The 13,704-nt window shown below is 69.7% G+C and carries 14 protein-coding genes; 5 read left to right on the forward strand and 9 right to left on the reverse strand.

The annotated features are described in order from the left end of the window. Positions 1-3: 3 nt before the first annotated feature. Together QK288_RS17495 and QK288_RS17500 are read right to left on the reverse strand one after the other, a co-directional pair. On the reverse strand, positions 4-993 hold the full coding sequence (locus QK288_RS17495; protein WP_281265544.1) for an alpha-L-glutamate ligase: 990 nt from the start codon (positions 991-993) through the stop codon (positions 4-6). A gap of 432 nt (positions 994-1,425) precedes the next feature. Continuing rightward, positions 1,426-2,268 (reverse strand): helix-turn-helix transcriptional regulator, encoded by an 843-nt coding sequence (locus tag QK288_RS17500; protein ID WP_281265545.1) that lies wholly within the window; start codon positions 2,266-2,268, stop codon positions 1,426-1,428. Between the two features lie 103 nt (positions 2,269-2,371). Between QK288_RS17500 and QK288_RS17505 the strand changes: the two genes are divergently transcribed. Continuing rightward, positions 2,372-3,115, forward strand: coding sequence for an SDR family NAD(P)-dependent oxidoreductase (locus QK288_RS17505; protein WP_281267623.1), 744 nt, complete (start codon positions 2,372-2,374; stop codon positions 3,113-3,115). A 100-nt stretch (positions 3,116-3,215) separates the two neighbouring features. On the opposite strand, the gene QK288_RS17510 is transcribed toward QK288_RS17505, so the two are convergent. Next, a complete protein-coding gene (locus tag QK288_RS17510; RefSeq protein ID WP_281265546.1) occupies positions 3,216-3,818 on the reverse strand; it encodes a hypothetical protein in 603 nt (200 codons plus the stop codon). A 1-nt stretch (position 3,819) separates the two neighbouring features. Further along, entirely contained in the window at positions 3,820-4,023 is a 204-nt protein-coding gene (locus tag QK288_RS17515) for a hypothetical protein (RefSeq protein WP_281265547.1), read from the reverse strand. A gap of 114 nt (positions 4,024-4,137) precedes the next feature. Here QK288_RS17515 and QK288_RS17520 point away from each other — a divergent pair, with 114 nt between their 5' ends. Together QK288_RS17520 and QK288_RS17525 are read left to right on the forward strand one after the other, a co-directional pair. After that, positions 4,138-4,662: a hypothetical protein gene (locus QK288_RS17520; RefSeq protein ID WP_281265548.1), complete on the forward strand. Its 525-nt coding sequence runs from the start codon at positions 4,138-4,140 to the stop codon at positions 4,660-4,662. Between the two features lie 11 nt (positions 4,663-4,673). After that, positions 4,674-5,132 carry a YbaK/EbsC family protein gene (locus tag QK288_RS17525; RefSeq protein WP_281267624.1) on the forward strand — a complete coding sequence of 153 codons (459 nt, stop codon included), beginning with the start codon at positions 4,674-4,676 and terminating at the stop codon, positions 5,130-5,132. Between the two features lie 17 nt (positions 5,133-5,149). Here the strand turns inward: QK288_RS17525 and rsmA are convergent, their stop codons facing one another. The 4 genes from rsmA to rsmI form a co-directional block, all read right to left on the reverse strand. Next, entirely contained in the window at positions 5,150-6,001 is an 852-nt protein-coding gene (rsmA, locus tag QK288_RS17530; protein WP_281265549.1) for a 16S rRNA (adenine(1518)-N(6)/adenine(1519)-N(6))-dimethyltransferase RsmA, read from the reverse strand. Beyond that, positions 5,998-6,912, reverse strand: coding sequence for a TatD family hydrolase (locus tag QK288_RS17535; RefSeq protein ID WP_281265550.1), 915 nt, complete (start codon positions 6,910-6,912; stop codon positions 5,998-6,000). The genes rsmA and QK288_RS17535 overlap by 4 nt, the downstream gene beginning before the upstream one ends. Beyond that, positions 6,909-8,486 (reverse strand): methionine--tRNA ligase, encoded by a 1,578-nt coding sequence (gene metG / locus QK288_RS17540; RefSeq protein ID WP_281265551.1) that lies wholly within the window; start codon positions 8,484-8,486, stop codon positions 6,909-6,911. Before metG ends, QK288_RS17535 begins: the two co-directional genes overlap by 4 nt. Before the next feature lie 120 nt (positions 8,487-8,606). Further along, positions 8,607-9,428 (reverse strand): 16S rRNA (cytidine(1402)-2'-O)-methyltransferase, encoded by an 822-nt coding sequence (gene rsmI / locus QK288_RS17545; RefSeq protein ID WP_281265552.1) that lies wholly within the window; start codon positions 9,426-9,428, stop codon positions 8,607-8,609. A gap of 45 nt (positions 9,429-9,473) precedes the next feature. Between rsmI and QK288_RS17550 the strand changes: the two genes are divergently transcribed. Then, the gene (locus QK288_RS17550; protein WP_281265553.1) at positions 9,474-11,114 is read left to right on the forward strand and encodes a phospholipid carrier-dependent glycosyltransferase; all 1,641 of its coding nucleotides are present in this window, start codon (positions 9,474-9,476) and stop codon (positions 11,112-11,114) included. 156 nt (positions 11,115-11,270) lie between these two features. Here QK288_RS17550 and QK288_RS17555 read toward each other — a convergent pair whose 3' ends face one another. Next, complete coding sequence (locus QK288_RS17555) at positions 11,271-11,933, reverse strand: TetR/AcrR family transcriptional regulator (protein ID WP_281265554.1); 663 nt, start codon at positions 11,931-11,933, stop codon at positions 11,271-11,273. A 166-nt stretch (positions 11,934-12,099) separates the two neighbouring features. On the opposite strand from QK288_RS17555, the gene QK288_RS17560 reads away from it, so the two are divergent. After that, positions 12,100-13,638 carry an MFS transporter gene (locus tag QK288_RS17560; protein ID WP_281265555.1) on the forward strand — a complete coding sequence of 513 codons (1,539 nt, stop codon included), beginning with the start codon at positions 12,100-12,102 and terminating at the stop codon, positions 13,636-13,638. The last annotated feature ends 66 nt before the right edge of the window (positions 13,639-13,704 follow it).

The following is a 13,704-nucleotide window of genomic DNA, read 5'->3' on the forward strand; positions in this document are numbered from 1 at the left end:
TGCTCAGGCCGTGAGCTGCGGCGCGTACTCGGCCGCCAGCAGACCGCCCAGGTAGCGGGCGATGGAGCGCGGGCCGGAGGCCGGCGCGGTCTCCTCGACGGCGGGGTTGTAGTTCGTGTTCGTGTTGATGTCGTAGACGACCGTGCGGCCGTCCGTCGTCTCCATGAACTCGACGCCCGCGATCTGGATGCGCTGGTCGGCGAGGAACGTGCGGAGCTGCTGGACGAGCGGGTGCTGCGCTGTGACCTCGGTGCGGACGGAGAACGCGCTCTGCTGGCCGGTACCGGGGACCTCGCAGACCGCGCCGGCGATGACCTGGGGCACCTCGCACGCGTCCGCCGGGCAGAGCTCGAAGCTGCCGGCGCTCGTGTCGACGCGAACGGCGTAGACGAACTCGCCGCCGACGAACTCGACGCGCGTGATGAACGGCTCGCGGGCCGTCAGGTACTCCTGCAGGAGCGTGATGCCGTCGACGGGCTCCTCGAACTCGGGGCTGTCGACGTAGGCGTCGAACTCCGCGAGCGAGTCGAAGCGACGGACGCCGAGGCCCTTGCCGCCCTGGTTGTGCTTCGTGATGAAGGGGACGTCCTGGCCGTCGGTGAACGTGCGGGCGGCGTCCTTCAGCGGTGCCGTGCCGAACACCGCCGTCGTGCGGGGCACGTCGAACCCGGCCTGCTGGAGCAGTCCGTGCTGGGCGACCTTCGACACCTCGAGCTCGAGCACGTGACTGCCGCCGACGACCTGCCGGCCGGCGCGCTCCAGGTGTCCGAGGAGTGCGCGGGTGTACTCCTTCGCGTGCTCGTGGCCGCGGGTGTGGGAGCTGGCCGACATCCGGGACCAGTACACGCCCGGTTCCGGCTCGGAGGCCAGGTCGACCTGCCCCTCGGTGAGGAGGATCTCCTGGACCGGCACGCCCTCGGCCTCGAAGGCAGCGGCGAGCGGCGGGAACCACTCGGGGTTCTCGTGGATGACGTACACGCGCGGAGTGCTCACGACCCCACCCTAGGCACGGCCTCGGAGGGGTTGCCAGGTGTGTGACGCGGTGTTGCTCGCCGTACGGCTCGGCGACTCGTCGCCAAGGTCCTCGCCCGCTCGTCGGCCGCGTTCGTCTTCCGCGGCATCGGCCTCGAAGCGCACCGGGCCCGGTACCGAGGTCACGCGTTCCCGTCGCACGAGAGCCGGATGCTGCAGGCGGCCGACGTCGCAACGTACTTCCTGAACCGATCGCACACCATCACGGAGACCGATCCGCGATCGGAGAAGGCGATGGCTGACATCGTGGGCCGCATCCGTTCCATCACGTGCAAGGAGTACATCTGGCGGCCCTGACGACACAACGCCCCGCTCGTGGGCGGGGCGTTGGCTGGGTGCGGGAGGCTCGAAGCGTCCTGCATGGGACATACTAGCCGTTCTGATCGGCCACGGCTAGCGGCTGAACACCTGCTGGCCGACCACGCCGAGGAGCTCGAGCTTCTGCGCGTCCTCGCTGCCGGCTGGTGCCGTGAAGAGCAGCAGCGCCTGGGTCTGGCTCGTGGTGTGCAGCACCTGGCAGTCGACGGTGATCCGGCCGAGCTCCTGGTGCACGAATGTCTTGTGGTCCTCCCACCGGGTCCCGACCTCGTGCAGCGACCAGAGCGCTCGGAATGCCTCGCTGTTCGCTTCGAGGTCCGCGACGAGCTCCGTGGCGCGGCGGTCGCCTGGACCCGCGGCGCCGACGGCCGCACGGAGCGCCGCGACCTGGGCCCGCGCGAGGCGGTCGTGCTGCTCCGGGGCGTACTTGGCTCGCTCGGACTCGGTCATGAACCAGCGCCACGGCTGGTACCGCTCGTTGCCCGTCAGACCGAGCCCGCTGCCGAGGAGTGCGACGGCCAGCCGGTTCTCGACCAGGGTCTCGCCGAGGTCGCTGACCACGATCGCCGGGGTGTCATCCAGCCTGTCGAGCACGCGGAGGATCGCCGGGTCGACGTGGTCGGCGCGGTGCACCCGCGCGGGAGCGTTGTGCCCGGCGAGACGGAACAGGTGGTCACGCTCGTCGAGGCTGCAGCGCAGGGCCCTGGCGATCGCCTGCACCATCTGCTCGGAGGGCTGCGGGCCGCGCTGCTGTTCGAGGCGCGTGTAGTAGTCGGTGGACATCCCAGCGAGTGCGGCGACCTCTTCGCGACGGAGTCCCGGCGTCCGGCGCCTGGCACCGGTGCCGAGGCCGACGTCCTCCGGGCGCAGGAGTTCGCGGCGACGGCGGAGGAAGTCGGCGAGCGCTGGGCGGTCCATGGTGTCCAGTCTGCTGCCCGCCGGGCGACGGTTGCCAGGGATCGGCGGTCCCCCGATGACCGGACTCTGGTCGGGGTTCGCCGGTGGCCCGATCGTGGACGGCATGGACATCACGAACGCCACCGTCTTCATCCCCGGCGCGACCTCGGGCATCGGCCTCGGTCTCGCCCTCCGCCTGCAGGAGGCCGGCAGCACCGTCGTCATCGGCGGACGTCGCCGTGCCCTCCTCGACGCACTCGCCGCCGAGCACGGCTTCGGCACCGTCGAGCTCGACGTCACCGACCCGGCGTCGATCACCGCTGCGGCGGCCACCGTGACCGCCTCGTACCCGTCGCTCGACACGATCATCACCATGTCCGGCATCATGCGAGCCGAGGACCTCCGTTCGGCATCGCACCAGGACGACGCGGTCGCCACGATCGAGACGAACCTGCTCGGCACCATCCGGCTGATCGACGCGTTCCTGCCGCACCTGCTCGCGCAGCCGGCGTCGACGATCATCACGGTGTCGTCCGGCCTCGCCTTCACCCCGCTCGCTGCGACCCCGACCTACAGCGCGACGAAGGCCGCGGTGCACTCGTACACACTCTCGCTCCGACAGCAGCTCATCGACTCCCCGGTGTCGGTGCTCGAACTCGCGCCGCCGGCCGTCGCGACCGACCTGATGGGCGAGGGCGTGGACTTCGGCGGGATGCCACTCGACGCGTTCCTGACCGAGGTCGTCTCGCTCCTGTCGGCCGGCGCATCGCCCGAGATCCTCGTCGAGAACGTCCTGCCACTCCGGTGGGCAGAGCGCGACGGGAACCAGCAGCAGCTGATCAAAGCGCTGGCGTCGAGCAGGCACTGAGCGGCCGGCCACATCGCCCGAACGACGACTGCGGTCGCTCTGGGACGTCAGCCGCATGGTCCCGTCGCTCAGGCGTCATCCTGAGCGACGGGACGCACGATCACATGGTCGCCCGAGCAGTCGGGCGACGCGAGCGACTCCTCCTGACGAGTCGTTGCGGCGTGTACATGCGGACCAATGTCTCGTTGACCGCGCTGAACCGGTCCTCCACAGTCGCGATGCCGTCCGCCCCGGATGCGACCACCATGCCGGCCTGCACGGCGTGCGCCGCGGACAGGCCGGCTCGTTCCATGAAGTACCGAACATCCTCCAGCATGTTGGGCAGCTCGACGTGCACGGCGTCTGCGCGAACCACGACCGCGTGCCACCGATCCAGCAGGTCCCCGGCGAGCGAACGGACCTTGGGATTCGTGTATCGCACCGCACCGGACGGCGGTCCGGTCCGACGTCGGACATCCCGAGTGCCGAGTTCGAACGCCCTCTCGTGGAGCTCGAGCTCGAAGAGGTCGTTGTAGAAGAGCGCGGTGCGCGCGCGGACGATCCGCTCGAGGAAGGCCGAGCACGCTCGGTGATGAGGATCCGACCCCTCGAGCGCGCTCACGACGAACCCCGTCTCGAGCACGACCCCAGCCGGGAGCTGTTGACAGTCCTCCATCGCCTCGACCCCGAGATCGCAGGATGCCCCACCGGGAAGCGCATGCACGTCAGAGGTACCAGGCAGGACGTCGATCCAGCCGCTTGGAATCCGTGAACGTGGAGCGGCTGAGGATCTCTGCGACCTCTCTCGCACGGTCCTCGGGCGTTCCGACCGGGTGGTTGCGGCCTGCGTCGATCTCCGCGGCCGTCAGGAGACGGATCGGGACGTCGTCCGAATTGTAGCGATGCTGGTCGGTGCTGATCATGGTCATGGGGTGCTCCTTTCGTCAGATGTTGCACGGTAGGAGCGGCGGATCAGCCTCTGCAAGGAATCGAAATACAACCTGCAACCAGACCACCGCTTTCGGGTGCGCCAGGATGGGTGCATGGGGAACGAGGGGTACACCGAGACCAGCAGCACGTCGACGCTCTTCCGGGTGCTCGGGATCGCGACGGCGCTCGGCAGCATCGCGATCGCCACGACGATCGCCCTCGTTCCGCCGTCCCCCGGCAAGGAACCATCCATGTCGGACCTCGTGATCAGCAGCGTCGCGCTCGTCGTGGTCGCAGGGCTCGGCGTCGTCCTTGCGCGGACGCGACTCACGGTCAAGCTGGACGACCGACTCTCGGTCCGCCTCACACCGTTCTGGTACCGGCGCTCCATCGACCCGCAGACGATCACCTCGGCGACCCCGATCGAACTGCGGGGGACGGACGTCGGCGGGTGGGGCGTCCGCTTCGGCACGGGTCGTGGCACGGTGGTCCTGATGGACAACGGGCCGGGCGTCCGGCTGTCGATCACGGGCAAGCGCGACCTGTCCTTCCGGCGCGGCGACCCCGAACGACTCATCGCCGCACTCGCCGGACGCGGCGCGACGATCACCAGCACCGAGACACGGACGGAGCACTGATGAACGCACGCATGCAGGAGATCCAGCGGATCGTCGCCGAGGCCGGCGTGGACACGACGGCACGCGAACTCCCCGACTCCACCCACACCGCGGCGCAGGCAGCGGCGGCGCTCGGCACCGAGCCTGGTGCGATCGCCAGCAGCCTGCTGTTCCTGGCGGAGGGCGAGCCGCTCCTGGTGATGACCTCAGGGCGCCACCGCGTCGACACGGCGCTGCTCGCCGGCGGCCTCGGTGTCGAGGAGCTCACGATGGCGACCGCGAAGCAGGTGCGCGAGATCACCGGACAGCCGATCGGTGGGGTCTCCCCCGTCGGTCACCCGGCGCCGATCCGGACGGTCATCGACACGGCGCTGGCCGACTACGACCCGGTGTGGTCGGCTGCGGGGACCGCGAACTCCGTCATGCCGTTGACGTTCGACCAGCTCGTCGCCCTGACCGGCGGGGAGACCGTGCAGGTCGCCGCGGACTAGCCAGCAGCCGGAAGCCCTCAGCTCGCGGCGGCGAGCACCGTCCGGCCGAGGCGTACGAAGTCGTCGACGTCGAGTTCCTCGCCGCGGGCGGTCGGCGCGATGCCCGATGCCTCGAGCACCTCGGACGCGTGCGCACTGCCACCGAGTATCCCGGACAGGGCCTGGCGGAGCATCTTCCGACGCTGCTGGAAGGCAGCGTCGACGAGCGCGAACACGCGAGAGCGCAGGAGTTCGTCGCCCGGCGGGTCCTTCCGTACGAACCCGACGAGGACACTGTCGACGTTCGGCACCGGCCAGAACACCTGACGACTCACCTGCCCGGCGATCCGCCAGTCGCCGTACCAGGCGGCCTTGACGCTCGGCGACCCGTAGACCTTGCTGCCCGGGTCGGCGGCCAGACGGTACCCGACCTCGGCCTGCACCATGACGAGCGAGCGTTCGATCGACGGGAAGGTCGCGAGCAGGTGGAGGAGCACCGGCACGGACACGTTGTACGGCAGGTTCGCGACGAGGTGCGTCGGCGCGACCGGGAGGTCGTCCGCGGCGACCTTGAGGGCGTCCTGGTGCACCACGGTCAGCTGCGCGGCCGGTTGCATCGCGGACACCGTCGCCGGGAGTTGCGCCGCCAGGCGGGCATCGATCTCGACTGCGGTGACGGCAGCGCCGGTCTCGGTCAGCCCGAGGGTCAGGGAGCCGAGACCCGGTCCGACCTCGAGCACGCGGGACTCAGCCGTCACGCCACCGGATGCGACGATGCGCCGGACGGTGTTCGCATCGTGCACGAAGTTCTGCCCGAGCTTCTTCGTCGGGGTGACGTCGAGCTTCGCAGCGAGATCGCGGATCTCGGTCGGCCCGAGCAGCGCGCTCATCCGGACACCGTCACGGGTTCGGCGTCCCACGCGCCGTAGACGAGCTCGGTGTTCGAGGCGATCTGCGCCGCGAGCATCGACGGATCGGTGCCGAGCGTCTCGGCCATCGACCGGAGCGTCAAGGGGATGAGGTACGGCGCGTTCGGTCGCCCGCGGAAGGGCGTCGGCGTGAGGTACGGCGCGTCCGTCTCGATCATGATGAGGTGCCGCGGCGCCACATGCAGCGCGTCCCGGAGCGACTGGGCGTTCTTGAACGTGACCGTGCCCGCGAACGACATGTACCAGCCCCGCTCGGCGCAGAGCCTGGCGAGGTCCGGCCCGCCGGAGAAGCAGTGGAACACCGTCTTCGCCGGGGCACCGACACGGTCGAGCACCTCGACGACGGCGTCGTGCGCGTCGCGGTCGTGGATCGTCAGCGCGATGTCGTTCTCCTTGGCGATCCGGATGTGTTCCTCGAAGGACCGGATCTGGGCATCCCGGCCGTCGTCACCGGTGCGGAAGAAGTCGAGCCCGGTCTCCCCGATCGCCCGGACACGGGGCAGCGCGGCGAGCCGCTCGATTCCGGCCAGGTGCTCGTCGAGCAGTCCGGCGGCGTCGAGCACGGGCGCCTCGTTCGGGTGCAGGGCCACGGCGGCGAGGACCCGGGGCTCACGCGCGGCGATCTCAGCGGACCACTCCGAGGTCGCGAGGTCGGTGCCGACCTGCACGACACCACGCACACCGACGCTCGACGCGCGGTCCAGGTGCTCCCGGTAGTCGAGCGCGCCGTCGTCGCCACCGTCGGCGATCTCCATGTGGGTGTGGTTGTCGTATACCGGCACGACGAGCGCCTCCGGCAGCGGCGGGTACGTCAGGTCACGCTTGGACCCGCCACCGTCGCCGGACCGGGAGCGGAGATGGGCGTCGGTCACGCTGCGCCCTGTTCCGCCTGTTCGACACGCGGGAACAGGCCGGACTCCAGCGACGTGATCCGGGTCGCACTCTGCCACTCCCACGCACGGTCCACGCGCTGCTCAGCGATGGAGCCGCCGGCACCGATCGAGGCCCAGAGCTTCTCGGTCGCCTTCGGCATGGCCGGCGATGCGAGCACCGCCACGGTGCCGAGGCCGCGCAGCGCCGTCGCGAGCACGGTCCCGAGGCGCTCGCGCTGAGCGTCGTCCTTCGCGAGGGCCCACGGCTGCTGCTCGGTGATGTACCCGTTCAGCGCGTCGACGAGCTCCCACGTGGTCGTGATGGCGTCGTGCGGCGCGAAGGCGGCGATCGCGGCGTCGGCGCGCGTCGTGACGTCCACTGCGAGGTCGTCGATCGCCTGGTCGGACGTGGACAGTTCGCCACGAGTCGGCACTGCACCGTCGAAGTACTTGTCGATCATCGCGAGGATGCGGGACGCCAGGTTGCCGAAGCCGTTCGCGAGTTCGGCCTGGTACCGCGCCGAGATGTCTTCCCAGCTGAAGTTCCCGTCCTGCCCGAAGGTGATCGCGCGGAGGAAGTAGTACCGGAAGGCGTCCGACCCGAACGTGTCGGTGATCTCCGACGGCGCGATGCCGGTGAGCTTCGACTTGGACATCTTCTCGCCGCCGACGAGCAGCCAGCCGTGCCCGAACACGCGCTTCGGGACCGGCAGCCCCGCGGCCATGAGCATGGCGGGCCAGATCACCGCGTGGAACCGGGCGATGTCCTTACCGACGATGTGCACGCTCGGCCAGAGGCGCTGGAACGCTTCGTCGTCGTCGCTGCCGTAGCCGAGTGCGGTGACGTAGTTGAGGAGCGCGTCGAACCACACGTAGAGCACGTGGTCGTGGTCCCACGGGATCGTGATGCCCCAGTCGAAGCTCGACCGCGAGATCGACAGGTCGCGCAGGCCCTGCTTGACGAAGGAGACGATCTCGTTGCGGACGCTCTCCGGCTGGATGAACTCCGGGTTCGACTCGTAGAGGTCGAGCAGGCGCTGCTCGAAGTCGGACATCCGGAAGAAGTAGTTGCGCTCGGACAGGACCTCGACCGGGATCGAGTGGATCGCGCAGACCTGCTGGCCTTCGTACGCACCGGTGCCGGGGACGAGGTCACTCGGCTGCTTGTACTCCTCGCAGCCCACGCAGTAGAACCCCTCGAACTCGCCGGCGTAGATGTAGCCGTCGTCGTAGAGCTTCTGCAGGAACGCGGTCACGCCGCGCTCGTGCCGTTCGTCGGTGGTGCGGATGAAGTCGTCGTTCCGGACGTCGACGGTGTCGAGCAGCGGCTTCCACGCGTCGGTGACGAGCCGGTCCGCCCACTCCTTCGGGGAGACGTCGTTCGCCGAGGCGGTGCGCAGGATCTTCTGCCCGTGCTCGTCCGTGCCGGTGAGCAGCCAGGTGTCGTCGCCACGCTGACGGTGCCAGCGCGCCATGAAGTCCGCGGCGACCTCGGTGTAGGCGTGCCCGATGTGGGGCACGTCGTTCACGTAGAAGATCGGCGTGGTGATGCTGAACGAGGAGCCGTCGGACATGCGGACCATCCTACGGGCGCGCGGCGACCGCATGACGCGCCCACCGACGGTCTGTGGAAAACCCGGACTGGAGGGTCGTGGCGCCGCCGCCACGGGCCTCCCGTCCGCCGATCAGCGGGGTCACCGCGCCGCCAGCGCGCCCTCGTACAGGTCCCGTTTCGACAGCCCCGTCGCGTCCGCGACGGCGGCCGACGCCTCCTTCATGCGGGTACCGGCGGCCACGCGCTCGAGCACCAGCCGGACACCCTCGTCGAGCGAGACCTCGTCCAGGGAGCCGGACGCCCCCGCGACGACGATGCAGATCTCGCCCTTCACCCCGTCGGCCGCCCACGCAGCGAGCTCGGCCACGGTTCCACGGCGGACCTCCTCGTACAGCTTCGTGAGTTCTCGGCAGACCACCGCTCGGCGCGCGCCCCCGAACCCGGCAGCCATGTCGGTCAGCGTGTCCGCCAGCCGGTGCGGCGACTCGAAGAACACCATCGTCCGCTGCTCCCCGGCGAGCGCCTCGAACGTGCGTCGACGCTCCCCCGGCTTCCGCGTCGGGAACCCCTCGAACGTGAACCGGTCCGTCGGCAACCCGGAAACGGCGAGCGCCATCAGCACCGCTGACGGCCCCGGGAGCGCCGTCACGGTGACCCCGGCGGCCGCTGCGGCCTCGACGAGCGGGAACCCGGGGTCGCTGATCGCGGGCATGCCGGCGTCGGTCAGCACGACGACGTCCTCGTCTCGGGCGAGCTCGACGACCTCCGCGGCCTTCGCCCGTTCGTTGTGCTCGTGCAGGGCGATGAGCCGCGGGCGGTTCTCGATCCCGAGCGCTCGCATCAGGTGGATCGCGGTGCGGGTGTCCTCCGCCGCCACGACCGTCGCGTTGGACAGTGTCTCGACGAGTCGGCGCGACGCGTCGCCGAGGTTGCCGATGGGAGTTGCTGCGAGGACGATCACACGCCCCATTGTGGACGCAGCGGATCACTGCGCCGCATCCGTAGGATGCTGCGGGTGACCACGGACCTGGCCGACGCACTCCCCTCTGCGCCCGAAGTGCCCCGTGGGTCGCGCCTCGACGACTGGTGGGTGCGCGTCATGTCGGTCGGTTGGCGGGTCGCCACCTGGCGCTGGGCGGGGCCGATCGCGGTCACCGTGCTCGCGGCACTGTTGCGGCTCGTCGACCTGGGACGACCGCACTCACTGGTGTTCGACGAGACCTACTACGTCAAGGACGGATGGTCGATCGTCCACCTCGGGTACGAGGGCACCTGGCCAGCGAACCCCACGGACGACTCGCTCCCGACGACCGACGAACGGTTCGCGGACGGCCAGACGAACCTGTTCACCAGTGCCGCGGAGTTCATCGCGCACCCGCCGCTCGGCAAGTACCTCATCGGCCTCGGGATGCTGCTGTTCGGGCCGGACAACTCGTTCGGCTGGCGGTTCGCGGTCGCGGTGCTCGGCATCGCGACGGTGTTCCTCGTCGCCGTGATCGCCCGGTCGCTGTTCCGCTCGACGCTCGTCGGCACGCTCGCCGGCGGGTTCCTGGCGGTCGACGGCCAGGCGATCGTGATGTCCCGCGTCACGCTGCTCGACGGGATCGTCACGTTCTTCGTCGTGCTCGGGTTCGGCGCGCTGCTGCTCGACCGCCGCTGGACCACGCGACGGCTCGACGCGTGGGTCGCACGCCGGGTCGCCGCCGGACGGGACACCCTCTGGGGCCCGGTGTTGTGGTGGCGGCCGTGGCTGCTCGCGATGGGACTGGCGCTCGGGCTCGCGACGAGCACGAAGTGGTCCGGGATGTACTTCCTGGCGTTCTTCGCCGTGTACTCGGTGCTGACCGACATGATGCTGCGGAAGCGCGCCGGCATCGAGTTCTGGTCGTCGAGCGCATTCCTGCAGCAGGCACCGGTGACGTTCCTGCTCACGGTGCCGATCGCCGCCGCGACCTACCTGGCGTCCTGGACGGGGTGGTTCGTGTCGAAGGACGGATGGGACCGGAACTGGATCGCCTCCGGCGGGCAGCGCTGGAGCGGGATCCTGTCGTGGGTGCCGGACAGCGTGCAGAACTGGTGGCACTACCAGTCCGAGATCTACGGCTTCAACATCGGCCTGCACACGCCGCACTCGTACCAGGCGAACCCGCTGCTCTGGATGCTCATGCAGCGCCCGACGTCGATGTACTACGTCGGCACGAACGCCGGGCAGGACGGCTGCACGGCGGTGCGGTGCGGTGCTGCCATCACGGGCGTCGCGAACCCGTTCATCTGGTACGCATCGGTCGTCGCGGTCGTGGCGCTGCTCGTGCTGTTCTTCCTGCGTCGCCGGTGGGAGTACGGCTTCGTCGTGATGGGCGTCGCGGCGGGGTACCTGCCGTGGCTGCTGTACGTGAACCGGACGGTCTTCCAGTTCTACACGATCGCGTTCGAGCCCTTCATGGTGATGGCGTTGGCCGCGGCGATCGGGCTCGTACTGGGCTCACGCGACGATCCGCGGCCACGTCGGACGAAGGCGATCGTGTGGGTCGGTGTGTACCTCGTCGTGGTGCTGCTCGCGAGTGCGTACTGGTACCCGATGTGGACCGCCATGCAGGTGCCGTGGGACTTCGTCCGGTCGCACTACTGGCTGCCGAGCTGGTTGTAGCGCTCGTCGCGCTGCGTGCGCGGTGCGTGCCGCGCAGTGCGGGTCGACAGGTCACGATCTGTCGGCTGGGAGGAGCTCAGCCGACGCGTTGTGACCGCTCGGCGGAACTGAGCGGGGTGTCGTGACCCGCCACGGGCCTGCCCCCTGCGCGGTGGGTCAGGACTGGGCGTGCAGCGCGCGCTCGATCGACTCGCGGTCGAGCGGCTCGCCGAGCATCCGGTGGTCGTCGACGTGCTGCGGCAGCACGCCCTCGATCAGGACCTCGGCGTAGCGGCGCCACGCGCTCGGGTCGTGCGCGCGGGTGGCGTCCGCGACCGCACCCACCATGGTCGTGAGCATCGGGAGATCGCGGTAGTCGAACCCGACCCGCACCACGCCGGCGTCGTGCGCACGACGGATGATCTCGGACACCTGGCGCTCGAGGCGGTCGCGCTCCTGCACGATCGAGGGGCGTCCCTTGCCCGCCCGGACGATGGCGTCAGCGAGTGCGCGGTCCCTGGCGCGGAACTCGAACACGCCCATCAGGTACAGCCGGAGCGACTCGCGCGGATCGATCTCCTCGGCAGCTCGTTCGGCGGCGGCGTTCATCGCGTCGAACTTGGTCGCGAGCAGCGCTTCGATCAGCGAGTCCTTGTCGGCGAACCGGCGGTAGACCGTCCCGACGCCGACCCCGGCTTCGTGCGCGATGTCGTTCAGGGTGACCGAGAGCCCGCGCTCCGCGAAGCACTTGCGCGCGGTCTGCAGGATCAACTCGCGGTTGCGGGCAGCGTCGGCGCGGAGGGGCCGCTCGAGCTCCGCGTGCTGGTCGATCGTGGTCACGCTCGCAAACGTAGTTGAACTTTCTGGGAATAAGCGGATGCAACGCGTCCGTTTGGGCTTACACTGGTGCGAACCGGATGCATCGCATCCGCTTTCTCCTCCCCGACCTGAAGTGCTCGACGGCGCGCGCTTCGACACCGTTCCATCCTTCTCAAGGAGGCCTGCCGTGACGGCAGAACAGACTGCGCCCGCGCCCACCGGCTCGGCACCCACGACCGCGGGCTCCGCACCCCGCAAGGACCACCGCTGGATCGCCCTCGCGGTGATCGCCCTCGCTCAGCTCATGGTGGTGCTCGACGCCACCATCGTGAACATCGCGCTGCCCTCGGCGCAGCAGGACCTCGGGTTCGGCACCGACCAGCGCCAGTGGATCGTCACGGCGTACTCGCTGGCGTTCGGATCCCTGCTGCTGCTCGGTGGTCGCCTCGGTGACCTCTTCGGCCGCAAGAACACCTTCATCATCGGGCTCGTCGGCTTCGCCGTCGCCTCGGTGCTCGGCGGCCTGGCGGACTCGTTCGGCCTGCTCGTCGCGGCCCGCGCACTGCAGGGTGCGTTCGGCGCGCTCCTCGCCCCGTCCGCGCTGGGCATGCTGACCACGACCTTCCGCGACCCGAAGGAGCGCGGTCGTGCGTTCGGCATCTTCGGGTCGATCGCCGGCTCGGGTGCTGCGATCGGCCTGCTCCTCGGCGGCGTGCTCACCGAGTACGCGTCGTGGCGCTGGTGCCTCTACGTCAACGTCGTCTTCGCCGTCCTCGGCGTGATCGGCGCGCTGGTCTTCATGGCGAAGCCGCCGAAGGTCGAGCGTCCGCGCATCGACGTCGCCGGCGTCCTCACGATCACGCTCGGCCTGGTCGGGGTCGTCTACGGCTTCTCCAACGCCGAGACCAACGGCTGGGACGACCCGCTGACGATCGTCATGCTCGCGGTCGGTGTCGTGCTCATCGCGGCCTTCGTGTTCATCGAGACCCGCGTGGCGCACCCGTTGCTCCCCCTGCGCGTCGTGCTCGACCGTGACCGCGGTGGCTCGTTCATCGCCATCGGCCTCGTCGCGATCGGCATGTTCGGGATCTTCCTGTTCCTGACCTACTACCTCGAGCAGACCCTCGGGTTCTCCGCGCTGCAGACCGGCCTGGCGTTCCTGCCGATGCCGCTGTCGATCATGATCTCCGCGACGCAGATCGGTGGCCGGCTCCTGCCCCGCATCGGCCCGAAGGTCCTGATCTTCGCCGGCGCGCTCGTCGCCGCAACCGGTCTGCTCCTGCTGCTGCGCACCGACCTCGACAGCTCCTACGCGGGCACGGTCCTGCCGGCGCTCATCGTCATCGGTCTCGGCATGGGCACGATCTTCTCGTCCGCGATGAACACCGCGACGACCGGGGTCGCCCGTGCGGATGCCGGCGTCGCGTCGGCGACGGTGAACACCATGCAGCAGATCGGCGGGTCGATCGGTACCGCGCTCCTGTCGACGATCTTCGCGGACGTCGTCAAGAACAGCCTCTCGGGGCTGTCCGCGGCACCGACGAAGCTCCAGCAGGCGCAGGCCACGCTCGACGGCTACCACGTCGCCTTCGCGATCTCGGCCGGCGTGCTGGTCGTCGTCGCGATCGCCAGTGGGCTGCTCATCAACCGGCAGTCCGTGCGACTGGCCAAGCTCGAGCACCTCAGCGCCAACGCGACCGGCAGCATCCCGGCCGCCGCGCACTGACGCGAGGACGACACACGCGGAAGGCCCGCTCGACTCCGGTCGGGCGGGCCTTCCGCGTTCCGGGCG

This window comes from Curtobacterium sp. 9128 (assembly GCF_900086645.1).
Classification (GTDB): Bacteria; Actinomycetota; Actinomycetes; order Actinomycetales; family Microbacteriaceae; genus Curtobacterium.

What these genes read in the sequence shown, in the direction of transcription:
- QK288_RS17515 (WP_281265547.1), bottom strand. Translation starts at nt 4,023, where the DNA reads ATGACCATGATCAGCACCGACCAGCATCGCTACAATTCGGACGACGTC.
- QK288_RS17500 (WP_281265545.1), bottom strand. Translation starts at nt 2,268, where the DNA reads ATGGACCGCCCAGCGCTCGCCGACTTCCTCCGCCGTCGCCGCGAACTC.
- QK288_RS17520 (WP_281265548.1), top strand. Translation starts at nt 4,138, where the DNA reads ATGGGGAACGAGGGGTACACCGAGACCAGCAGCACGTCGACGCTCTTC.
- metG (WP_281265551.1), bottom strand. Translation starts at nt 8,486, where the DNA reads ATGTCCGACGGCTCCTCGTTCAGCATCACCACGCCGATCTTCTACGTG.
- QK288_RS17505 (WP_281267623.1), top strand. Translation starts at nt 2,372, where the DNA reads ATGGACATCACGAACGCCACCGTCTTCATCCCCGGCGCGACCTCGGGC.
- QK288_RS17525 (WP_281267624.1), top strand. Translation starts at nt 4,674, where the DNA reads ATGCAGGAGATCCAGCGGATCGTCGCCGAGGCCGGCGTGGACACGACG.
- rsmA (WP_281265549.1), bottom strand. Translation starts at nt 6,001, where the DNA reads ATGAGCGCGCTGCTCGGGCCGACCGAGATCCGCGATCTCGCTGCGAAG.
- QK288_RS17550 (WP_281265553.1), top strand. Translation starts at nt 9,474, where the DNA reads ATGCTGCGGGTGACCACGGACCTGGCCGACGCACTCCCCTCTGCGCCC.